At 66.6% G+C, this 22,579-nt stretch carries 18 protein-coding genes and 1 pseudogene; 11 read left to right on the top strand and 8 right to left on the bottom strand.

Annotation, left to right across the window (positions count from 1 at the left end):
* The first annotated feature begins 3 nt into the window (after positions 1 to 3).
* Together NNX35_RS10525 and NNX35_RS10520 are read left to right on the top strand one after the other, a co-directional pair.
* Complete coding sequence (locus NNX35_RS10525) at positions 4 to 345, top strand: hypothetical protein (protein ID WP_255765881.1); 342 nt, start codon at positions 4 to 6, stop codon at positions 343 to 345.
* Positions 342 to 950: pseudogene (locus NNX35_RS10520) on the top strand (DUF3159 domain-containing protein); the annotation flags it as partial. The gene NNX35_RS10525 and the pseudogene NNX35_RS10520, both read left to right, overlap by 4 nt.
* 17 nt (positions 951 to 967) lie before the next feature.
* Here the strand turns inward: NNX35_RS10520 and NNX35_RS10515 are convergent.
* Together NNX35_RS10515 and NNX35_RS10510 are read right to left on the bottom strand one after the other, a co-directional pair.
* Positions 968 to 1,801 carry a TrkA family potassium uptake protein gene (locus tag NNX35_RS10515; protein ID WP_255867730.1) on the bottom strand — a complete coding sequence of 278 codons (834 nt, stop codon included), beginning with the start codon at positions 1,799 to 1,801 and terminating at the stop codon, positions 968 to 970.
* Entirely contained in the window at positions 1,798 to 2,472 is a 675-nt protein-coding gene (locus tag NNX35_RS10510; protein ID WP_255765883.1) for a TrkA family potassium uptake protein, read from the bottom strand. Before NNX35_RS10510 ends, NNX35_RS10515 begins: the two co-directional genes overlap by 4 nt.
* Positions 2,473 to 2,658: 186 nt before the next feature.
* On the opposite strand from NNX35_RS10510, the gene NNX35_RS10505 reads away from it, so the two are divergent.
* The 6 genes from NNX35_RS10505 to NNX35_RS10480 all read left to right on the top strand — a co-directional run bounded on the left by NNX35_RS10505 (position 2,659) and on the right by NNX35_RS10480 (position 11,680).
* A complete protein-coding gene (locus tag NNX35_RS10505; protein ID WP_255867729.1) occupies positions 2,659 to 3,948 on the top strand; it encodes a class I SAM-dependent RNA methyltransferase in 1,290 nt (429 codons plus the stop codon).
* Positions 3,949 to 4,239: 291 nt separating this feature from the next.
* Positions 4,240 to 7,065 carry an aconitate hydratase gene (locus tag NNX35_RS10500; RefSeq protein WP_255765885.1) on the top strand — a complete coding sequence of 942 codons (2,826 nt, stop codon included), beginning with the start codon at positions 4,240 to 4,242 and terminating at the stop codon, positions 7,063 to 7,065.
* Positions 7,066 to 7,238: 173 nt separating this feature from the next.
* Complete coding sequence (dxs, locus tag NNX35_RS10495) at positions 7,239 to 9,212, top strand: 1-deoxy-D-xylulose-5-phosphate synthase (RefSeq protein WP_255867728.1); 1,974 nt, start codon at positions 7,239 to 7,241, stop codon at positions 9,210 to 9,212.
* A 47-nt stretch (positions 9,213 to 9,259) separates the two neighbouring features.
* On the top strand, positions 9,260 to 10,117 hold the full coding sequence (locus NNX35_RS10490) for an SDR family oxidoreductase (RefSeq protein WP_255867727.1): 858 nt from the start codon (positions 9,260 to 9,262) through the stop codon (positions 10,115 to 10,117).
* 62 nt (positions 10,118 to 10,179) lie between these two features.
* Positions 10,180 to 10,482, top strand: a complete 303-nt coding sequence (locus tag NNX35_RS10485; protein WP_255867726.1) for a hypothetical protein — start codon at positions 10,180 to 10,182, stop codon at positions 10,480 to 10,482.
* A gap of 220 nt (positions 10,483 to 10,702) precedes the next feature.
* A complete protein-coding gene (locus tag NNX35_RS10480) occupies positions 10,703 to 11,680 on the top strand; it encodes an aldo/keto reductase (RefSeq protein WP_227922411.1) in 978 nt (325 codons plus the stop codon).
* Positions 11,681 to 11,936: 256 nt separating this feature from the next.
* Here NNX35_RS10480 and NNX35_RS10475 read toward each other — a convergent pair whose 3' ends face one another.
* The 5 genes from NNX35_RS10475 to NNX35_RS10455 form a co-directional block, all read right to left on the bottom strand.
* Positions 11,937 to 12,227 (bottom strand): DUF4287 domain-containing protein, encoded by a 291-nt coding sequence (locus tag NNX35_RS10475; protein ID WP_255867725.1) that lies wholly within the window; start codon positions 12,225 to 12,227, stop codon positions 11,937 to 11,939.
* Between the two features lie 468 nt (positions 12,228 to 12,695).
* A complete protein-coding gene (locus NNX35_RS10470) occupies positions 12,696 to 14,831 on the bottom strand; it encodes a 3-hydroxyacyl-CoA dehydrogenase NAD-binding domain-containing protein (protein ID WP_255867724.1) in 2,136 nt (711 codons plus the stop codon).
* Positions 14,831 to 16,072, bottom strand: coding sequence for an acetyl-CoA C-acyltransferase (locus NNX35_RS10465; RefSeq protein ID WP_255765892.1), 1,242 nt, complete (start codon positions 16,070 to 16,072; stop codon positions 14,831 to 14,833). Before NNX35_RS10465 ends, NNX35_RS10470 begins: the two co-directional genes overlap by 1 nt.
* Before the next feature lie 231 nt (positions 16,073 to 16,303).
* The gene (locus NNX35_RS10460) at positions 16,304 to 16,702 is read right to left on the bottom strand and encodes a phage holin family protein (RefSeq protein ID WP_255867723.1); all 399 of its coding nucleotides are present in this window, start codon (positions 16,700 to 16,702) and stop codon (positions 16,304 to 16,306) included.
* An 11-nt stretch (positions 16,703 to 16,713) separates the two neighbouring features.
* Positions 16,714 to 17,094, bottom strand: a complete 381-nt coding sequence (locus tag NNX35_RS10455; RefSeq protein ID WP_255867722.1) for a PLDc N-terminal domain-containing protein — start codon at positions 17,092 to 17,094, stop codon at positions 16,714 to 16,716.
* A 163-nt stretch (positions 17,095 to 17,257) separates the two neighbouring features.
* Here NNX35_RS10455 and NNX35_RS10450 point away from each other — a divergent pair, with 163 nt between their 5' ends.
* Positions 17,258 to 18,202 carry an alpha/beta hydrolase fold domain-containing protein gene (locus tag NNX35_RS10450; protein ID WP_255867721.1) on the top strand — a complete coding sequence of 315 codons (945 nt, stop codon included), beginning with the start codon at positions 17,258 to 17,260 and terminating at the stop codon, positions 18,200 to 18,202.
* Between the two features lie 88 nt (positions 18,203 to 18,290).
* Positions 18,291 to 20,816 carry an excinuclease ABC subunit UvrA gene (gene uvrA / locus NNX35_RS10445; RefSeq protein WP_255867720.1) on the top strand — a complete coding sequence of 842 codons (2,526 nt, stop codon included), beginning with the start codon at positions 18,291 to 18,293 and terminating at the stop codon, positions 20,814 to 20,816.
* A gap of 1 nt (position 20,817) precedes the next feature.
* Here the strand turns inward: uvrA and NNX35_RS10440 are convergent, their stop codons facing one another.
* On the bottom strand, positions 20,818 to 21,213 hold the full coding sequence (locus NNX35_RS10440) for a ClpX C4-type zinc finger protein (RefSeq protein WP_255867719.1): 396 nt from the start codon (positions 21,211 to 21,213) through the stop codon (positions 20,818 to 20,820).
* A 102-nt stretch (positions 21,214 to 21,315) separates the two neighbouring features.
* On the opposite strand from NNX35_RS10440, the gene NNX35_RS10435 reads away from it, so the two are divergent.
* Positions 21,316 to 22,563 carry an MFS transporter gene (locus NNX35_RS10435; RefSeq protein WP_255867717.1) on the top strand — a complete coding sequence of 416 codons (1,248 nt, stop codon included), beginning with the start codon at positions 21,316 to 21,318 and terminating at the stop codon, positions 22,561 to 22,563.
* Positions 22,564 to 22,579 lie beyond the last annotated feature (16 nt).

Genomic DNA, 22,579 nt, shown 5'->3' with positions numbered 1-22,579 from the left:
CCGGTGCCAGCCGTTACCGCTTCCACGCACTGCGCGAGCATCAAGTCCCTCCCGGAGCGCGGCCGGGCCTACTGCCGCGGCTATGTCTCGGCCATCACAGTGGTTCCGGCCAACGACCCGCCGCGGTTTACCGCCGTGGTCGAAGACTCGATGGCCGCCTACCGCGAAAGCCCCCTGGCGTCCCGGGCGAAGGTGCGCCTGGTCTGGGTAGGCCAGCGCAGGGTGCCGGGGATCGAAGCCGGAACCTGTCTGGCGTTCGAGGGCATGGTGTCCAATGTTGACGGCCGCCCCACCATCTTCAATCCGCGATACGAAATCATTGGACGCCCGGAGGCCGACGCATGAACACACCCAAGCAGCCGGAAGAAGGCCAGCCGGACCTGAACCAGCTCGCCGGACAATATGCGGCCCGGGCCGGAGTGGAACGCCGCGACGACGGGCAGATCGATGTGCTCAAGTCCGTCGGCGGTGTCCGGGGACTCGCCGAGGCGATTGTTCCCGGGCTTCTCTTCACCCTGCTTTACACCGTGGGGGCGGAGCTCAACGTTTCGCTGGGTGCGGCCGTAGCCGCTGCAGCGGTGTTTTCAGCGGCCAACCTTCTCCAGCGGCGCCCGTTGATGCAGTCGCTCACGGGCGTGGCAGGTGTGGCCATCTGCGCCTTCGTAGCACTGCGCAGCGGTGACGGCGCCACGTACTTCGTCCCCGGGTTCTACCTGAACGGCGCCTACATCCTGGCGTTCCTGATCTCCATCGCAGTGAAATGGCCGGTTGCCGGACTGTTGTTCGGGATGATCCGCGGCGAGAACCTGGACTGGCGCGCCGCTCCGGTCCGCCTCAAGGCCTACACCTGGGCCAGCTGGATCATCGTGGCGGTCTTCGCCCTCCGGCTGGCCGTCCAGCTGCCCCTGTTCCTGGCGGACAATGTTGCCGCGCTGGGCACCATGCGCCTGGCTATGGGTGTGCCGCTTTATGCGCTGGGACTCTGGCTGGCATGGGTGGTCTCCCGGCCCTCCGCCGTCGTGGCCCCTGAATCCGCGAGCGGGTCCGGTTCGGCTGCGGGGGACTCCGCCGCCGCGGGGAACCCCGCAGCGCCCGACTCGGCGTCCAGGGATTCCTGACGGACTTGTGCGGCCGCCGCGGCCGCGGCCGGGGACAGGACTGCGCGCAGTTCGTCTTCGGCCGCAATCGTGGTGATGAAGAAGAGCTCGTCTCCCGGCTCCACGACGTCGTCGTTGCTCGGCGTGATGGGCGCGTCGTCGCGCAGGATCGCAACCACGGTGGCATCCAGCGGCCAGTCGATGGATCCCAGGGTCCGGCCCGTGAGGTGCGAATCGGCGGGAACGGTGAACTCCACCATTGAGGACACCCCGGTCTGCAGGCTCAGCAGGCGGACCAGGTCGCCGATCTCCACGGCTTCTTCGACCAGGGCTGTCATGAGGCGGGGCGTGTTCACCGCCACGTCCACTCCCCAGGAATCATCGAACATCCAGTCATTCTTCGGGTTGTTTACGCGGCCCACGGTCCGCGCAACGCCGAATTCGCTCTTGGCCAGCAGCGAGACCACCAGGTTGACTTTGTCATCGCCGGTGGCGGACACGACGACGTCGGCTTCCTCCAGCTGTGCATCCTTCAACGTGGTCAACTCGCAGGCATCGCCGATCAGCCACCGCGCTCCGCGCAGGCCGCTGCGGCCCACGCACTCGGGCTTCTCGTCAATCAGCAGGACATCATGGCCATGGGAGAGCAGCTCCTTGGCGATGGACGAGCCCACGCTGCCGGCGCCGGCAATAACAACTTTCACAGGGACTCCTTGGCTGGTTCCTTGGACAGGATCTTGCTGATTTCCGCGGTCCGGTCAACGGACATCATCGCGTGCAGGACATCACCCTCCTGGTAGCTGCTGTCCTGGCGCGGCAGGGTCCCTTCCCCGAACCGGGTGACATAGGCAATGCGCACCCCCGCGGCCGTCTCGATGCTGGACAGCGACCGGCCCAGCCAGCCCTCGTGCAGGGACAGCTCACCCAGGATCAGCCGGCCGGAGGACTCCCTGAAGTCGCCGTTGATGCTCTGCTCGGGCAGGATCCTGCGCAGGACCTGGTCCGCGCTCCACCGAACGGCCGCAACCGTGGGGATGCCGAGCCGCTGGTAGATTTCCGCGCGTCCCGGATCATAGATGCGCGCGACGACGTGCCCTACGTGGAAGGTCTCACGCGCCACGCGGGTGGCCAGGATGTTTGAGTTGTCGCCGCTGGAAACGGCTGCAAAGGCATAGGCCTCTTCGATGCCCGCTGCCTTCAGCGTCTCGCGGTCAAAGCCGACGCCGGTCACCTTGCGTCCGGTGAAGGTCTGCCGCAGCCGGCGGAACGCCCGCTCGTCCTGGTCGATGATGGCGACCGAATGGCCGGCATTGTCCAGGGTGTGGGCGAGGCTGACGCCTACGCGCCCGCACCCCATGATCACGTAATGGGCCAACTGCCCTACCTCGGTTTCGGTTTGGTCCTGTCGCGGACTGCCCGCCGCAGGAAGCGGCCGCGCAGCCGTCCGCGCATTAAAAACAATCAACGCCAGCTTAGTCCCGACGGCGCCCCAAATAGCACCGGGCTCGGCTCCCGTGGTGAGATGGAGTTTTAGGTTCCATGAAGGAAGTACAACCACCCCATGTCTATTGAACTCACCATCGGCGCCCCGGCCCACGGCGGCCACTTCGTTGCCCGGCATGAAGGGCGCGTCGTCTTTGTCCGGCATGCCCTGCCGGGGGAGCGGGTCCGGGTCCGGCTCACCGAATCCGGCGAGGACGCCAAGTTCTGGCGGGCCGACGTCGTCGAGGTCCTCGAGGCGGCAGAGGGCCGCCGGGAGCATTTCTGGAAGGACGCAGACGCCCTGCGCGCCGCGGCACGGGGAAAGCTGCCCGTGGGCGGCGCGGAGTTCGGACACATTGACCTGCCCGTCCAGCGCCGGCTGAAGGCGGAGGTCTTCGCCGAGCAGCTGCGCCGGCTCGGCGGGACCGATCTGGTCCCGGAGGTTGAACCCGCACTCGAGGAAAGCGCCGACGGGCTGGGCTGGCGTACCCGGGTCAGTTTCTCGGTGGCGCCCAGCGGCCGGCTGGCCATGCACGCCCACCGCTCGGATGAACTCATTCCCGTCGAAGAAATGCCGCTGGCCTCCGGGGCGATCAACGCCCTGCGCCTGTGGGAGACGGATTTCACGGGAATCGAGCGTGTGGAGGTAGCCGCTCCGGCTGCCGGCGGACAGCCCCTGGTCCTTCTGATCCCGGCGGCGGGAACCCACCCGCGGATTCCCGCGCGGATTGCCGGCAACCTGCCCGACGGCGTGTCCGTGGCCGCCTGGGACCCGGAGAGCCACGAGCTCACCCGGCTGAAGGGACGGACCTGGGTGCAGGAAACGGTGCTGGACCACGACTACCGGGTCACCGGTGCCGGCTTCTGGCAGATCCACCGCTCCGCACCGCAGACGCTGGCCTCGGCAGTCCTCGAAGGGCTCCAGGTGCAGTCCGGGGAATCCGTGGCGGACCTCTACGCAGGTGCCGGGCTGTTCACGGCTCCGCTGGCCGCGGCCGCCGGGGAATCCGGCCGGGTGCTCTCGGTGGAAGGATCCCCGGGCGCCAGCCGTGACGCCCGGAAGAACCTCTTCGCCGCGCCCCAGGTGCAGATCAGCCAGGGCCGGGTGGACAAGATGCTCCGCGAAGCCGGGGACCTCGACGTCGTGCTCCTGGACCCGCCCCGTGTCGGGGCCGGGAAAGCGGTGGTGCAGCAGATCGACGCCGCCGCGCCCCGCGTGGTCGGCTACGTGTCCTGCGACCCGGCGTCGTTCTCCAGGGACCTGGGCTATTTCCGTGCCGCCGGCTGGGAAATGGACAGCCTGCGGGTCTTCGACCTGTACCCGCATACCCACCACATGGAGTCCTTCGCCGTCCTGCGCAAGCGCTAGCGGGACCGTCGCCGGCGACGCCGGTCACGACGCGTCGTGGCCCATATCTCCTCGGGGCGCCCCTGTAAAGGCTAGGATGGGAAGCAGTTGTCCAGTACTGCGCCTTTATGGGGGAGTTCTCCGGAAATTTCTGTTTTCGGAGGAATCGTTGCCCAGGCAGGGGGCCTGTGTCGGCAGGAAATGAACCACCGGTTTCCATGCCGCCCCCCTTGCCCGACTTTTTAGGGAAACCTAACTGGCGGGCAGTTGTGACCTGGACAAAGATAACAAGGTGGCGAGAGGAGTCCTGTTATGACTAATGTGGACAGCTTCGGATCCAAGGGCGTCTTAGACGTCAAAGGGTCCGAGTATGAAATTTTCCGGCTGAATTCCGTCGAAGGCGCCCAGAGCCTTCCGTTCAGCCTCAAGGTCCTGCTGGAGAACCTGCTCCGCACCGAAGACGGTGCAAACATCACGGCAGACCACGTACGTGCCCTGGCGCAGTGGGACGCAGACGCAGAGCCCAGCACCGAAATCCAGTTCACCCCTGCCCGGGTGATCATGCAGGACTTCACCGGCGTACCCTGCATCGTTGACCTGGCTACCATGCGCGAGGCCGTTGCCGCTCTCGGCGGCGATCCCAAGCGCGTGAACCCGCTGGCACCTGCCGAAATGGTCATCGACCACTCCGTGCAGATCGATGCCTTCGGCAACTCCGGCGCCCTTGAGCGCAACATGGAGATCGAATACCAGCGCAACGGCGAGCGGTACCAGTTCCTCCGCTGGGGCCAGACGGCATTCGATGACTTCAAGGTTGTTCCCCCGGGAATGGGCATCGTGCACCAGGTCAATATCGAGTACCTGGCCCGCACAGTCATGACCCGCGAAGTTGACGGCGTCCTGCGTGCCTACCCGGACACCTGCGTCGGCACCGACTCCCACACCACCATGGTCAACGGCCTGGGCGTGCTCGGCTGGGGCGTTGGCGGCATTGAGGCCGAAGCAGCAATGCTCGGCCAGCCCGTCTCCATGCTGATCCCGCGCGTCGTCGGCTTCAAGCTGACCGGCGAGATCCCCGCCGGAGCAACGGCCACCGACGTCGTCCTGACGATCACCGAAATGCTGCGCAAGCACGGTGTGGTCGGCAAGTTCGTCGAGTTCTACGGTGAAGGCGTCGGCGCTGTTCCGCTCGCCAACCGCGCCACCATCGGCAACATGAGCCCCGAGTTCGGTTCCACTGCGGCGATCTTCCCGATCGACGACGTGACGCTGGAATACCTGCGCCTCACCGGCCGGTCCGAGGAGAACGTAGACCTCGTTGAGGCCTACGCCAAGGAACAGGGCCTGTGGCACGATCCGTCCAAGGAAATCAAGTACTCCGAGTACCTGGAACTGGACCTGTCCACGGTGGTTTCCTCCATCGCCGGCCCGAAGCGTCCGCAGGACCGCGTGGAACTGACCAACGCCAAGACGCAGTTCCGCAACGACCTCAAGAACTACGTCCACGAGACCGTAGAGGCCGAGAGCGGCACTGTCGACGAGACGCTGGAAGAGACCTTCCCGGCCTCCGACGCCCCCTCGTTCAATGCCAACGCCACCACGGTTGAAGACCATGACCACGACCTGGTTGCCGAGGCGGATGCTCCCGCCCACCGCGCCACCAACTCCGTGCCGGTCACCATGGCCGACGGCCGCAGCTTCGAGCTGGACCACGGTGCGGTAACGATCGCCTCGATCACCTCCTGCACCAACACGTCCAACCCCTCCGTGATGATGGCCGCCGCCGTGCTGGCCCGCAACGCGGTGGACAAGGGCCTGGCGTCCAAGCCGTGGGTCAAGACCTCCGTTGCTCCGGGCTCCAAGGTTGTCACGGACTACTACGAGAAGTCCGGCCTGATCCCGTACCTCGAGAAGCTCGGCTTCTTCGTGGTGGGTTACGGCTGCGCCACCTGCATCGGCAACTCCGGTCCCCTCGAAGAGGAAATCTCCGAGGCGATCAACGAAGCCGACCTTGCGGTCACCGCCGTTCTTTCCGGCAACCGCAACTTCGAAGGCCGCATCAACCCGGACGTGAAGATGAACTACCTGGCCTCCCCGCCGCTGGTAGTCGCCTACGCCCTGGCCGGCACCATGGACTTCGACTTCGAGAATGACCCGCTGGGCCAGGACGAAGCAGGCAACGACATCTTCCTGAAGGACATCTGGCCGAACCCGGTCGAGGTCCAGCAGATCATCGATGCCTCCATCGACAAGAAGATGTTCAGCGACAGCTACGACACCATCTTCGAAGGCGACGACCGCTGGAAGTCCCTGCCCACCCCCGAAGGTGCAACCTTCGAATGGGACATGGAGTCCACGTACGTCCGGAAGCCCCCGTACTTCGAGGGCATGAAGGCCGAGCCGGAGCCCGTCTCCGACATCGAAGGCGCACGCGTGCTGCTGAAGCTGGGCGATTCGGTCACCACCGACCACATCTCCCCGGCCGGTTCCTTCAAGTCCGACACCCCCGCAGGCAAGTACCTGCTGGAACACGGTGTGGCCCGCAAGGACTTCAACTCCTACGGCTCGCGCCGTGGCAACCACGAAGTCATGATCCGTGGCACCTTCGCCAACATCCGCATCAAGAACCAGCTGCTCGACGGCGTTGAAGGCGGTTTCACCCGTGACTTCAGCCAGGCCGACGCACCGCAGGCTGCCGTTTACGATGCCGCGATGAACTACCAGGCTGCCGGCACCCCGCTGGTAGTCCTGGCCGGCAAGGAATACGGATCCGGTTCCTCGCGTGACTGGGCCGCCAAGGGCACCGCACTGCTGGGCGTCAAGGCCGTTGTCGCCGAGAGCTACGAGCGCATCCACCGCTCCAACCTCATCGGCATGGGCGTCCTTCCGCTGCAGTACCCGGCCGGCGTCAATGCCGAGTCCCTGGGCCTGACCGGTACGGAAACCTTCTCCGTTGAAGGTGTCACCGAACTGAACAACGGGACCACGCCCAAGACCGTAAAGGTCACGGCCACCCCCGAAAACGGCGAAGCCATCACGTTCGACGCGGTCCTCCGCATCGATACTCCGGGTGAAGCCGACTACTACCGCAACGGCGGCATCCTGCAGTACGTACTGCGCCAGATCTCCGCTAAGTAGCAGTAAACGCACCACGTTCAGGGCCCCGTTTCCCCGATCCGTCCAAAGGGCGGTGGAGGGAAACGGGGCCCTGAAGCGTTGGGTAGGAACCGCGGAGCGCACGCCGCGCGTTAGAGTTAATCCATTGCGACGGTGTGCAGTGCCGCCGATACGACTCAAGGGAGGCACCCCTGTTGGGACTTCTGGAAACAATCCGGGATCCTCGGGACCTCAGCAGGCTTTCGCTGACACAGCTGAAGCGGCTTGCTGAGGAGATCCGTTCATTCCTGATCACTAACGTCGCGCAGACCGGCGGGCACCTCGGGCCGAACCTGGGCGTGGTGGAACTGACCATGGGCATCCACCGGGTCTTCGATTCGCCGCGGGACAGCATTGTCTTTGACACCGGGCACCAGTCTTACGTGCACAAGATCCTCACCGGACGCCAGGACTTCGCTACGCTGCGCCAGCAGGGCGGCATGTCCGGCTATCCGTCGCGGGCCGAATCGGTCCACGACATCGTGGAAAGCTCCCACGCCTCATCCTCCCTGTCCTGGGCGGACGGCATCTCCCGTGCCCGGCAGCTCAGCGGCGAAGGCGACCGCTACACCGTGGTCATGGTGGGCGACGGCGCCCTGACCGGCGGCATGGCCTGGGAAGCCCTCAACAACATTGCCGCGGACCAGCGCCGCCGCGTGGTGATTGTGGTCAACGACAACGGCCGCTCCTACGCCCCGACCATCGGCGGCCTTGCCGACTACCTGGCGTCCCTGCGTCCGACCATCGACGCCGTCCGCACCCACCACGCCTACGAGAACACCCTGGACTGGTGGCGGAAGCGCCTGCAGCAGGGCGGTCCTGCGGGCCGTTTCGCCTACCGCAGCCTGCACGCCGCGAAGAAGGGGATCAAGGACTGGTGGTCCCCGCAGGGCCTCTTCGAGGACCTGGGCATGAAATACGTGGGACCGATCGACGGCCACGACCTCGACGCCGTCGAACGCGCCCTCCACAAAGCGAAGAACTACGCCGGCCCGGTCATTGTGCACGCCATGACCGAGAAGGGACGCGGCTACGCTCCGGCGCGCGCCCACGAAGCGGACCAGTTCCACGCCGTCGGGATCATCGACCCGGAAACAGGCGCCCCCGTGGAACCGGGCGGCAAGGAATCCTGGACGTCCGTATTCGCCACCGAGATCGCCGAAATCGCCGACGAACGCGCGGACATCGTGGGGATCACCGGTGCCATGCTCATCCCGGTGGGCCTGCACCGTTTTGCCGAGCGGCATCCGGACCGGGTGTTCGACGTCGGCATCGCCGAGCAGCACGCCCTCACGTCTGCCGCCGGCATGGCCTTCGGCGGTCTGCACCCGGTGGTGGCGCTGTACGCCACCTTCCTGAACCGTGCCTTCGACCAGTTGCTGATGGACGTCGCCCTGCACAAGGCCGGCGTGACCATCGTCCTGGACCGGGCCGGCGTTACCGGTCCGGACGGGGCCAGCCACCACGGCATGTGGGACATGTCCATGCTGCAGATCGTCCCCGGGCTGCACCTGGCCGCGCCGCGCGATGCCACCCGGCTGAAGGAGGAGCTGCGCGAAGCCGTGGCCATCTCCGACGCCCCTAGCGTAGTCCGATTCTCCAAGGGCACCGTGGGAAGCGACATCGACGCCGTGGAACGGACCGCCGACGGCGTGGACATCCTGGCCCGGCGCCCCACCGAGGACAGCTCCAACGACGTTTTGATCGTCAGCGTGGGTGCCATGGCGGGCATGGCCCTCGACGTCGCCGACAGGCTCGGCGCGCAGGGCATCAGTTCCACCGTCGTGGATCCGCGCTGGGTGCTGCCCGTGCCGCAGTCCATCATCCGCATTGCCGCCGACCACCGGATTGTCATCGTGATCGAAGACGGCGTCCGGGCCGGCGGCGTGGGCTCGCGGATCCGGCAGGAAATGCGGGCCGCTGGCGTGGATACCGCGTTGAACGAGGTTGGACTGCCGGCCGAGTTCCTCGACCACGGCAGCCGCAGCGAGGTGCTGGAGCGCGTGGGGCTGACCGCCCGGCAGATCGCCAACGACGTCGTCGCCCAGGTCCTCGGCACGAAGGTGCCGTTTGCCCGGCCGCTGCCGGGCTCCGAAATGCCGACGGGGCAGGTACCGAAGATCCAGTAGCCGCGCAGGGTCCGGCGAGGCCGGACCACTCTGAAGGGGTGTAAGCCATGGCGGATAATGTTCCTGCCCTTGCCGTTACGGGAGCCACCGGTGCCTTGGGCGGCGCGGTTGCCCGATTGCTCGCAGAGGCCGGGGTCCGGCAGCGGCTGCTCGCGCGGCGCACCGCCCGCCTGCCCGAGCTGCCGGATACCCCCGTCTTCGCGGCCTCCTACCTGGATAGGCCGCAGGCGGTCAGTGCCCTGCGCGGGGTGCAGACCCTGTTTATGGTGTCAGCCGCTGAGAGCCCGCACCGGGTGGAGGACCACTGCAACTTTGTGGACGCGGCCGTCGACGCCGGTGTGGAGCACATCGTCTACACGTCCTTCATGGGTGCGGCGCCCGACGCCGTCTTCACGCTGGCCCGAGACCACGCAGCCACCGAGGAGTACATCGCGTCCCGGCAGGGCCTGGAGCACTCGTTCCTGCGCGACTGCCTCTACCAGGACGTACTTCCCACCTTTGTCCAGCCCGACGGCGTCATCCGCGGCCCGGCGGGAGAGGGGCGTTTCGCCCCGGTGGCGCGGAGGGACATTGCCCGCACCGCCGTGAAGATCCTGCTGTCGCCGGAGCAGCACCGGAACCGCACCTACACCCTGACCGGTCCTGATGAGCTGACCATGGAGGATGTTGCCGGCATCCTGGCCCGGGTCACCGGAAGACCCGTGAGCTACCAGGCGGAAACCGAGGACGAGGCCATGGCTTCCCGAATGAAGGCGGGCGCCGCCCGATGGCAGGCCGAGGCGTGGACCAGCAGCTACCGGGCCATTGCCGAGGGCCAGCTGGCACCGGCCACCCCGGACATCGAACAGCTCACCGGTATTGCCCCGCTGGGGCTCGAGGATTACCTGCAGCAAACCAGTAGTTGATCTCCGCAGGGGAGTGCCCGGCGGGGCCTTCAGGGGATAGGCTCGAATGTATGGAACACCACATGCCCTCGGACATCCCACGCTTTCTCGCTGAATGCACGGTGGGCGATCTGGATGACGAAACAACACCCGTAGCGGACCTGTACGGCATGTACATTATCTGGAGCGAGCAGCAGGGGACCGAGCCGCTGGCAGTGCAGGCGTTCTCCGCCGCCGTCCAGGAAGAGGGCATCGAGGCCGAGCGCCGGCGCAGCGAGCAGGTCTACACCGGACTGCTTCCCACCGGAGCCATTCCCATCCAGTACATCCTGGAAACGGACAAGGCCCCGGGTCCCAACAACAGCCTGGACACCTTCCTGGGCTAGCGCGTTCTGCTGCCGGTCCGGGACTTTGCTGCCGGTTTGGGAAAAGCCTCCGCTGCGCAGCGGCAGCCCGAATCCCTGCCTTCTGTCCGATTCCCTGTGGTTTGTCCGGATTCCCGCGCCGCGCCGAGCAGGAATCCGGACAAACCGAGGGATTCTGCGCAAACCGCAGGGATCCAGGGGACGCACAAGGAGAGCACTACACGGGAGTACCGTAGCTTGCATGACTTCTTACAACAGACTCGGAAATTCCGGCCTGACCGTCTCCACGGTTGGACTGGGCTGCAACAACCTGGGCCGTCCGGGGACGCCCACCGAATCGCAGGAGGGCACCGACGCCGTCGTCAACGCCGCGGTCGACGCCGGCATTACGCTGTTTGACGTTGCGGACGCCTACGGGCGCACCCCGGGGCTCAGCGAGGAAATGCTGGGCAAGGCGCTGGGCAACCGCCGCGACGACGTGGTGGTAGCCACCAAATTCGGCATGGACATGAAGGGCGTCAACGGCGCAGACTTCGGTGCCCGGGGATCCCGCCGCTACATCGTCAAGGCTGCGGAGGCTTCCCTGCGCCGCCTGAACACGGACTGGATTGACCTCTACCAGTTCCACACCCCGGATCCGCTGACGCCCATCGAGGAGACCCTCGCGGCCCTGGATGATCTGGTGACCAGCGGCAAGGTCCGGTACATCGGACACTCCAACCGGGCGGGCTGGCAGATTGCCGAAGCGGAGTTTGTGGCCCGGATGGGCGGCTTCACTCCGTTTATCTCCTCGCAGAACCATTACAACCTGCTGGACCGCCGGGCCGAGCTGGAGGTCACTCCGGCCGCCGAAGCCTACGGACTGGGCGTGCTGCCCTACTTCCCGCTGGCCAACGGCCTGCTCACGGGCAAGTACAGCAGCGGCAAGGCTCCCGAGGGCAGCCGGCTGACGCATTCCCGGACTAACCTGCTCGAGAACGCTGACTTCGAGCAGCTTGGCGAGTTTGGCCGGTTCGCTGCCGAGCGCGGCCTTACCGAAGTCCAGGTGGCCTTCTCCTGGCTTGCCGCACAGCCGTCCGTGGCCTCCGTGATTGCCGGTGCCACCAAGGTGGAGCAGGTGCAGCAGAATGCCGACGCCGTTTCCTGGGTCCCGTCCGAGAAGGACCTTGAGGAACTGGACCGGATCTTCCCGCGGACACCGAAGGTCGCTTTGTTCTAGGTTCCTCCCGTCACCTTGGGTGGTCCGGAGGGTCCGGAACGGCGGCAACGAAAATTCCTGCTCGCAGAGCTCGCAGAAATTATTAAAGCCGCCTAACCCGGACCCTGCGGCTCCTTCGGAGCATCCAAACCCGCCGCCTAACCCGGACCCTGCGGCTCCTTCGGAGCATCCAGACCCGCCGCCTAACCCGGACCCTGCGGCTCCTTCGGAGCATCCAGACCCGCCGCCGACTCCTGGCCTGCGTGGTTCGGGAGGTTCATGCCGGTTTGGTGGCCCTGCCGTCGAGCCAAAGGGTGTCGGAGTCGTCCCGGTGTGTTCCTGTGGTTCCGACGTGTTTCTGATCTATTTGGGGGCCGTTTTTGATGACATGGACGAGCGCCATCCCGTGACCGCGTCCGATTCCGTAATCGGCCTTGAGCCATTCGAGGATTTCGCCGGCCTTGACGTTGCCGCCGCTGAACCCCTTGGCTGCGGCGATATCCATGAGCTGGCGGGGCGTCAATCCTGTTTTTTCTTCAACTGCGTCTAGATAAGCCTGGAAAGACATGGTTGTTCTCCTAAATCCTGAACTGACTTTGCGGATTCCCGGGGTCGCTAGCCGCCCGTCTCTTCCCGGCGTTCCTGCCGGTAACCCTCACGCTGATGTAGGACGAAGCTTGCCAGCAGCCTAATGAAAGCAGCGCCCAGTACCAGGAAAAGACCTATCAATAGCCAATTCCACGGCTCGTCGAACGGTAGGAGAAGAACCAGCCACAACGAGACGCAAGCACTGAGCATGAACACGACCATTCGCTTTGTACGCGTCTGCGACCATGCTGGGCCCTGACTCATGCAGGGAGGCTAGCGCGGCCGCTGCCCGCTGACCAGACCCGAATGAAATGTACCGGGACAGGAACGCGAAAGCGCCGGACGGACCGGGTTAGGCGGCTTTAATAATCCTTGCGAGCTCTGCGAGCAAAGGATTTTCGTTGCCGCCGTTCCGGTCCGCCCGGCGCGGGCGAAACAAACGGCCTAGCTAGGCTGGAGCAGCTACAGCAGCCTCATGGAACTTCTTGCCGTTCACACGCTCGGAAGCCCCGACACGGTCCAGGTACGGCGTGATGCCGCCCAGGTGCATCGGCCAGCCGGCACCGAGGATCATGCACAGGTCGATGTCTTCGGGAGCTGCCACAACGCCCTCTTCGAGCATGAGCCCGATTTCCTCGGCCAGGGCATCCTGCGTCCGGCGCAGGACTTCCTCGGAGGTGGACGGCGTGGTGCCGAAGTCCAGCATCGCCAGGGTTTCCTCGGGGATGTAGGCGTTGCCGTCCTCGTCCTTCTGCCACAGGGACTTGATGCCGGCGTCGATGAGCTTCTGCGAGTTCTTCGAGAGCCAGAAGCGCTCACCGAAGGCCGAGTGCAGTGATTCCTGCACATGCTGTCCCACCGGCAGGCCCACGAGGGCGAGCAGGGTGAACGGAGACATGGGCAGGCCCATCGGACGCAGCGCATTGTCTGCGGTGGCGGCGTCGGTGCCCTCATCGAAGACCATGGTGATCTCGCCGAACATGCGGCCCAGGATGCGGTTCACCACGAAGGCTGCGGCATCCTTGACCAGCACGGCCGTCTTCTTCAGCTGCTTGGCCAGGACAAAGGCGGTGGCCAGCACGGCGTCGTCGGTCTTGGGAGCCCGCACGATTTCCAGCAGCGGCATAACGGCGACCGGGTTGAAGAAGTGGAAGCCGACTACCCGCTCCGGGTGCTGCAGGTCCGCGGCCATTTCCGTCACGGAGAGCGAGGAGGTGTTGGTAGCCAGGATGCATTCGGGGGAGACCACGGCCTCCACCTCGGCGAACACCTGCTTCTTCACGGAGAGTTCCTCGAAGACGGCCTCGATGACGAAGTCGGCGTCGGAGAACGCTTCCTTCGAGACGGAACCGGTGACCAGGCCCTTGGTGCGGTTGGCGGCGTCGGGGGAGATGCGCTTCTTGGCCAGGAGCTTGTCCACCTCGGCGTGCACGTAGCCCACGCCCTTGTCCACGCGCGCCTGGTCGATGTCCGTCATCACCACGGGCACCTTGAGCTGCCGGGCGAAGAGCAGGGCGAGCTGGCTGGCCATCAGGCCGGCGCCGACCACGCCCACCTTGGTGACCGGGCGGGCCAGCTTCTTGTCCGGCGCGCCGGCGGGGCGCTTGCCGCGCTTCTGGACCAGGTCAAGGAAGGCATAGACCGTGGAGCGGAACTGCGGGGTCTGCATGAGCTCGGCCAAGGCATTGCACTCGGCCTCGCGGGATTCCTCGCGCGTCCAGGTCTTGCCGGCTTCAAGCAGGTCCAGGACCAGGGCCGGGGCGGGGGCTGCGTTGGAGGTCTTGGCCTCCACAAACGCACGTCCCTTGGCGACGGCGGCGTCCCAGGCTTCGCCGGCCTCGGCGGGTTCGACGGCGTTGGGCCGGGAAACCTGCTCCTCGCCGCTGATGACGCGGGAGGCCCAGGCGAGGGACTGCTCCAGGAAGTCGGCCGGCTCGAACAGGGCGTCGGCAATGCCCAGCTTGTAAGCGGCAGCCCCGGAGAGGGTGCGGTTGTTGCTGAGCGGGTTCTCGATCATCACCTTCACGGCGTTCTCGGGTCCGATCAGGCGCGGCAGCAGGTACACGCCGCCCCAGCCCGGAACCAGGCCGATGAAGGCCTCCGGCAGCGACAGGGCACCGGCGCCGGTGGAGACCGTGCGGTAATCCGACTGCAGGGCGATCTCCAGGCCGCCGCCGAGGGCAACGCCGTTGATGAAGGCGAAGCTGGGCACGCCCAGGTTGCCGAGCTTGGCGTAGACGTCATGGCCCAGGTGGGCCATGGCGGCGCCGTCTTCATATTCGGAGATGGACTTCACGGCGGAAAGGTCGGCGCCGGCGACGAGGTAGAACGGCTTGCCGGTGACGCCGACGCCGACAATCTCGCCCTTGTCCGCACGGGCCTTGAGCTCGTCGAGCTTCGCGCCCAGCTCAAGGAGCGTGTTCGGGCCGAGCGTGGTGGGACGTGAGTGGTCGACGTCGTTGTCCAGGGTGATCAGGGCGAAGGTGCCCTGGTTGCCCGGCAGCTGGATGTCGGAGACGTACGAGTGGGTGATGACCTCGGTGGGGAAGAGTCCCGCGAGGCGCTGGTAGTCAGGAGCAGACATTACTTCGTGGCCTCCGTGGAATCGGTGTTGTAGTCGGGGTGGTTCGGGTTTTCCCAGATCACGGTGGCGCCCATGCCCAGGCCGATGCACATGGTCGTCATGCCGTAACGCACGCTCGGGTCTTCCTCGAACTGGCGTGCCAGCTGGTTCATCAGGCGGACGCCCGAGGAGGCCAGCGGGTGGCCGACGGCGATGGCGCCGCCGTAGCGGTTCACGCGGGGATCGTCGTCGGCGATGCCGAAGTGGTCCAGGAAAGCCAGCACCTGGATGGCGAAGGCCTCGTTGATCTCAAACAGGCCGATGTCCTCGATGGACAGTCCGGTCTGCTCCAGCACCTTTTCGGTGGCGGGGACCGGGCCGTAGCCCATGACCTCGGGCTCGACGCCGGCGAAGGCGTAGCCGACCAGGCGCATCTTGACGCCCAAACCCAGTTCCTCGGCCGCTTCGGCGGAGGCCAGCAGGGCGGTGGTGGCGCCGTCGTTCAGGCCGGCGGCGTTGCCGGCGGTGACCCGGCCGTGGGCACGGAACGGGGTCCGCAGCTGGGCGAGGTCTTCAACGGTGGTGCCCGGGCGCGGCGGTTCGTCCACGGTGTTCAGCGTCCAGCCGGAGCCGGGCTTCTTCGTGGCGACGGGGACCAGATCCGGCTGGATGGCGTTACCGGCGTAGGCCTTGGCCAGCTTCTCCTGGCTGGCGGCGGCGTACGCGTCGGTGCGGTCCTTGGTGATGTGCGGGAAGCGGTCATGCAGGTTTTCCGCGGTGTTGCCCATGTTCAGGGCGGCCGGGTCCACCAGCCGCTCGGTCATGAAGCGGGGGTTCGGATCGGCGTCCTTGCCCATCGGGTGGTTGCCCATATGCTCCACACCGCCGGCGATGACGACGTCGTAGGCGCCGAAGCCGATGCCGGACGCAGTGGTGGTCACGGCCGTCATGGCACCGGCGCACATGCGGTCAATGGCGAAGCCCGGGACGGTGCGCGGCAGGCCGGCCAGCAGCGCGGCGGTGCGCCCGATGGTCATGCCCTGGTCGCCGGACTGGGTGGTGGCTGCAATGGCAACCTCGTCAATGCGTTCCGGAGGAAGGGAGGGGTTGCGGCGCATCAGTTCGCGGATGCACTTGACCACCAGGTCATCAGCCCGCATGCCGGCGTAGATGCCTTTTTCGCCTGCTTTGCCGAACGGGGTCCGCACTCCGTCAACGAAAACTACGTCCCTGATCTGCCGTGATCGGCTTTGTGGGCTCACGTACTTACTCCTCTTTGAGATATGAAACGGAACAACGTCCGAGTCGATGTTACTCGTGAGTAACATAGGCCGCAAGGACGCCGGCGGACAGCCGTGGACTGACCGCTATGGCGTGGATCACGCCGCTTCCGAATCGACCCTACCCACATACCGGCGTTCGACAAACCCGTGGTCCGTGCCGGGATTCCGGCGCACCGGGCAGCAACGGAGCAGGTTAGGCGGGGAGCAGGGCTATGCGCGTCCGGCAGCCTGGTCCGGGGAGCCCCCGCGACGTGAGGCCAAAACCTGGGCAACCGCTGTTCCGGCCGCCGATGCGACCCAGAGGATGAGTGCCGAAAGGATCCAGTTGCCAATCCCGGTGTTGCTGACTCCAGCGGGGATGGTACTGGCTATCACCAACGCCAACAGGGCAGCGACGAGCCCCGTCCCGCCGAGGAACGCGGGTGCGTAGCGTTTTGCCGCCCAGTTGGTCAGCGGCGTCATAAGTGCCTGGGCGAGCACCACAACCAGTACCGTGGCGACGAATCCGGGCCACTGGACGCGGAATCCGGGCACCCACCACATACTCAGCAGAAGGGCTGCGCTTGCCGCAAGTATCTGCAGCAGGCACGTGATCAGCAGGTTTTTCATGCGGCCGGGGGTTAGGCGGACAGCGCCATGGACTTCAGCCGGTCAAACTCGGACTCTGTGATGCTCCCGTCGGCAAGGAGGCTGCGCGCGGACTCAATCTGCTGGGCGGGAGAAGCCGTTCCGGCGATCCGCCGTACATAGCTGTCCGTTGCCTCCGCCTCCTCCCGGACCCGGGCCTCACTTCGCGCAGCCATGCCTCCGCCCCGGGCGATGATGTACACCAGCGCCGTAATAAAGGGGGCGACGAACAGAAAGAAAATCCAGGCCGCCTTGGCGAAACCGCCGAGTTCCCGGTCACGGAACAGATCCGACAGGATCTGGAACAGCAGGATTAGATAGGCCACGAAAAAGAACGCCACAACGATGCGCCACATGGATTCCCAGAAGCTCATGTCAATCTCCTTTGATAATTCCCCCGGGGTGCGTGGCGGGCCCGCCGTACGTGGCCATGTGCACATCGAAGAGCAATCGTGGAGTCCGCTGGTGTCCTCATTTTCCTCCCGGCGCCCGCCGGGTGGAAGGTGTCCCGCAAACGGCGCTGGTAGGTTTGGGCGCATGGAGTCCATAGCCGATCCAGCGTTGGCTGCCTGGCTGGAGGAGATACGTACCGGCGAAAGCGTGGAGCCCTCACTCGAAACCATCTGTTTGTTGAGGAAGGACCGAGCCCGGCCTCCCGGTCCGGAGCTTGCCAGCGTCACCGACATCACCATCCCCGGAAGGCCTGCGCTGCGGGCCCGGTTGTACCGCTCTGGTGCCGGAATTCAGCCGCTGACGGTGTTTGTGCACGGCGGCGGGTTCGTGTTCGGCGGGCTCGAGTCGCACGACAGGCTCTGCCGCCGCCTCGCACTGTTGGCCAACACCGCGGTCCTGGCGGTGGACTACCGGCTCGCCCCCGAGCATGCCGCGCCGGCGGCAGTGGATGACATTGTGTGTGCCCTGGCCTGGGTTGCGGAGGGTCCGGGGGAACTGGGGTCCGTCCGTCCCGGCGTCGGGCTGGCCGGTGACAGTGCCGGCGGCCTGATCGCTTTCCTGGCCGCAGACAGGCTGGCCGGTACCGCGTTGCAGCCTCAGTTGCTCCTGCTGGCCTATCCCAACGCCGACCTGGCCCTGGCCCTGCCCAGTGCCGGCGAAAAGGGTGAGGGATGGGGTCTGTCGGTGCGGGACCTGACGTTCTTCATTTCACAGTGGGTGCCGGCGGCGTCCCCGGAGATGTTTGCCGAGTACAGCCCGTTGGCTGTTGCCGCTGCCGGCGGACGGCGGCTGATGTCCGTGCGGACCCTGCTCGCTACGGCAGAGCATGATCCGCTGCGGGACGAGGGGCAGCTGCTGGCTGAAACCCTGATGCGCCGTGGAACCGACGTCGACTATGTGCCCCACCCCGGTTTGGTGCACGGCTTCCTGACCCTGGACACTGTCTCGCCGGCTGCCCGGCAGGCAGGCGATGCCCTGCTGCGGCGGTACGGGACGGCGCTGCGGCACGCCCATGATGCCAAGGGGTAAGAACGTGCCAGTCCGGCAGCTCACGCTCTAGGCGGAAAGCATGCTGATGATTTAGTCCCGGGAGCACGGGCTCGGTAACCTGTTGATGATGACTAGCGCGAAAACTTCCCCGGAATCTGCCCCTAATCTGCACGCCAGCGGCATGGTGCGCGTGCGCGGAGCGCAGGAGAACAACCTGCGCAACGTCGACGTCGACATCCCTCGCGACGCGATTGTCGCCTTCACCGGGGTTTCGGGTTCGGGTAAATCGTCCCTGGCCTTCGGCACCATCTACGCCGAGGCGCAGCGGCGCTACTTCGAGTCGGTGGCCCCCTATGCGCGCCGCCTGCTCTCGCAGGGGCACAACCCGAAGGTGGAGGAAATCGCCGGGCTGCCGCCCGCCGTCGCCCTGCAGCAGCGCCGCGGAGCCCCCAGCTCGCGCTCCACCGTCGGCACCCTCACCACGCTCTCCAACTCGATGCGGATGCTGTATTCGCGCGGTGGCACCTATCCGGCAAATGCCGAACCGGGCAGCCTCGACTCTGACGCCTTCTCGCCGAACACAGCCGCCGGCGCCTGCCGGGAGTGCTCCGGACTGGGCATTGCGCATACCGTCACCGAAGAGTCCCTGGTCCCGGATCCCAGCCTCAGCATCCGGGACGGCGCGATTGCCGCCTGGCCCGGAGCCTGGCAGGGCAAGAACCTGCGTGACATCCTCATCCAGCTCGGCTACGACGTCGACGTGCCCTGGAAGAAGCTGCCGAAGAAGGACCGTGACTGGATCCTGTTCACGGAAGAACAGCCGGTAGTCATGATCACCCCGCAGCGCGACCGCGTAGCCAAACCGTACAAGGGGCGGTTCTGGAGCGCCAAGAGCTACGTGATGCACACCCTCGCGGATTCCGGCAGCGCCCAGATGCGCGAACGCGTCCTGGCCTACATGGTGTCCGGTCCCTGCCCCGTCTGCGGCGGAGCGGGCCTGCGTCCCGAGGCGCTCGCCGTCACGTTCGCCGGCCGGAACATTGCCGAGTTGAACGGCGCCACGCTGGCGGAGCTGGCCGAAATCATCCGGCCGACGGCGGAACTGAAATCTGCGGGCACCGCCTCCCGTGCGGCGGCCTCCAATGAAGACACTGAAGTTGCGGTAACCATCACGCGGGACCTGCTGGGCCGGCTGGAGGTGCTGATCGGCCTGGGCCTCGGCTATCTCAGCCTCTCCCGTGCCACCCCCACCCTTTCACCCGGGGAAATGCAGCGTCTGCGGATCGCCACCCAGCTGCGCTCGGGCCTCTTCGGGGTTATCTATGTCCTGGACGAGCCCTCCGCGGGACTGCACCCGGCCGACGCCGAGCCGCTGCTGACCGTGCTGCAGGAACTCAAGGACGCCGGCAACTCCGTGTTCGTCGTTGAGCACAACATGGATGTGGTGCGCAGCGCCGAATGGATTGTGGACGTAGGTCCCCAGGCCGGCGACGGCGGCGGAACCGTGCTCTACAGCGGACCGGTCGAGGGCCTGGCCGAGGTTGAGGAGAGCGCCACCCGTCCGTTCCTCTTCGGGGAGGCCGAAACAGCAAAGCCGGCCCGCCGCACGCCGGACCAGTGGCTGAGCCTGAAGGGAATCACCCGGCACAACCTGCGCGGACTGGACGCGGAGATCCCGCTCGGGGTCTTCACCGCGGTGACCGGCGTCTCCGGCTCCGGCAAATCCACCCTCGTCAGCCAGGTCCTGGCCGAAACGGTGGGCCGCCAGGTGAACGGCGTGCCGACTGAACCCGAAGACCCGGAGGCTCCCGAAGAACATGATCCGGGGGCCCACGTGCGCAGCATTGCCGGACTGGAACACCTGGACCGGCTGGTCCGGGTGGACCAGCGGCCCATCGGCCGCACCCCGCGCTCCAACCTGGCCACCTACACCGGACTCTTCGACGCGGTGCGGAAGCTGTACGCGGGCACCGAGGAAGCCCGCGCCCGCGGCTACAACGCCGGACGCTTTTCCTTCAATGTGGCCGGCGGACGGTGCGAGACCTGCCAGGGCGAAGGCTTCCTCGCCGTCGAACTGCTGTTCCTGCCCGGAACCTACGGCCCCTGCCCGGTCTGCCACGGCGCCCGTTACAACGAGGAAACCCTGCAGGTCACCTACCGGGGCAAGAGCATTGCCGATGTCCTGGCGATGCGGGTGGAAACCGCCGCCGAGTTCCTGGCTGACGTTCCGGCGGCAGCCCGGAGCCTGCGGACGCTGCTCGACGTCGGGCTGGGCTACCTGCGCCTGGGCCAGCCCGCCACCGAGCTCTCCGGCGGCGAAGCACAGCGGATCAAGCTCGCCACCGAACTGCAGCGCGCCCGCCGCGGCCATACGCTGTTCCTGCTCGACGAGCCGACCACCGGCCTGCACCCGCAGGACGTGCAGCTGCTGCTGCGCCAGCTGAACCGGCTGGTGGATAACGGCAACACCGTGGTGGTGGTTGAGCACTCCATGAATGTGGTGGCGTCCGCGGACTGGGTCATCGACATGGGCCCCTCCGGCGGCGAGGAAGGCGGCCGGATCATCTGCGCCGGCACCGCCGACGACGTCGCCGCGTGCGACGCCAGCCGGACGGCACCCTACCTGTCTGCGGCGCTCAAGCTGCTCCCGTAGCCTAGGGCGCGGTCCGGAAACGCTCCCATGCGGATTGGCGGGACATCCCCAGCGACGAGCCGATGGCGGCCCAGCTGATGCTCCTGGCGCGGGCCGCTCCCACCCAGCGACGTAGCTGCTCCTCCACCTGGTCCCGTGCTTCCGCAACGCGGGGGAGCCGTTCCAGCAACTCGTCGTTGCTCAGCGCGTCCCAGGGCGTGGCCGGCAGCGGATCGGGGTCCGCCGGACGGGGTGTATCCAGCAGTTTCCGGGCACCTTCCGCACAGTCCCGGCAGATGGCTGCGGTGGGGGCCGCTGCCAATACTCCGGTTTCCTCCCGCGGCCGAAGACAGAACGAACACATAAAGGGCTCGTTTCCCGGGTGATCGCGGTCCGTACCGCTCAGCTCAGAAGGCATGGCCCCAGTCTAGCCAGCGGTCCATCGAACCTACCCCTTGTGCTGTCAGGCAACCCCTGAAAGTATGTGTCAGGCATTACCTGACACATGAGGGGGAGTCGCGTGGCTACTGATCAACTTCCGGATCCGGTGACGGCCGACGGGGGGCGGAGCGGACGCCCTTTCCGCTTCCTCGCCTCCACGGGTGCGGCGGAAGGTTTCGGCGACGCCCTGACCCGCACGGCCCTGCCCATTCTTGCGGTTGCGGTGCTGGGTCTCGGGCCGGTATTCGTGGGTATTCTCAACGCCACCGGAATTGCAGCCTTCCTGCTGCTGGGTATGAGCGCCGGAGTGGCCGTGGACCGCAGCGGCAAACCGCTGCTTGCGATGGGGGCAGCTTCCCTGCTGCGTTGCGGAGTCCTGCTGTTCCTCGCCGCCGGCGCCTGGCAGGGGTGGCTCTCCGGAAGCGGGCTGTTCGCTGCTGCCGTGCTGATCGGCATCGCGGACCTCCTTTTCACCACCGCCCATTCCACCGTTGTCCCGGTGGTGTCCGGTCCGCAGGGAATGAAGCGGGCCTACTCACGGCTGGCCATGATCAACCAGGCGACTACTGCGGGCGGCGCTGCCGCGGCCGGCACTGTTCTGGGTCTGCTGGGCATGCCGGTGCTGCTCCTGACCGGTGCTGCGGCCTATGCCTCGTCCTGGCTGGTTCAACTCGGGATCCGGCTGCCTGCGGCTGCACCGGCTCCCGGGCGCCCTGCACGTGGGCGGGCCCGCCGTGGATTCGCCACGCTCCGGCGCACCCCGGCGCTGAGGGCCTTGACCCTGTCCGCCTGCCTGACGAATGCCGGTGCCATGGTCGGCAACACCGTCCTGCCGGTCTACGTGCTGCGAGACCTGGCTGTTGCGCCGCCGGCCTTTGCGGCCCTGGGGGTGCTGTCCGCTCTCGGAGCCGTTTCCGGTGCTGCGGCCGCGCCGTACCTCACAGGCCGGCTGGGGCTGAAAGCGGTCAGGACCGGTGCCGCCCTGCTGTCGGTGCCCGCCGTCCTGCTGGCGGTGTTCTGTTCCGCCCTCCCCGGTCCGGCGCTGGCGTGGCTAGCGGGTTCCACCCTGGCCTGGGGCTGCCTGGTGGCTCTGTCCGGCGTCGCCGGTGCGGAAGTGCTGCCCCGGACGGTGCCGCGGAACGAACTGGCCACGGTAGGTGCCGCGCAACGGACGCTGACCCTCGGCGTGATGCCCGTGGCAGCGCTGCTGGCCGGGCTGGCGGCAGCGGCAGCGGGCACCCTGCCGGTGCTCTGGCTGTGGGCAGTGCTGGCCGGGCTGGCCGCGCTGCCGGTCGCCTTTACCAAGTCGCTGGCCGGGTTCCGCTAGACGGGCCGGCCCCCGG

Source organism: Arthrobacter sp. zg-Y844 (assembly GCF_024385465.1).
GTDB lineage: Bacteria > Actinomycetota > Actinomycetes > Actinomycetales > Micrococcaceae > Arthrobacter_B.
The sequence above is the reverse complement of the archived record's forward strand: the minus strand, read 5'-3'. Positions and strand labels throughout refer to the sequence as shown.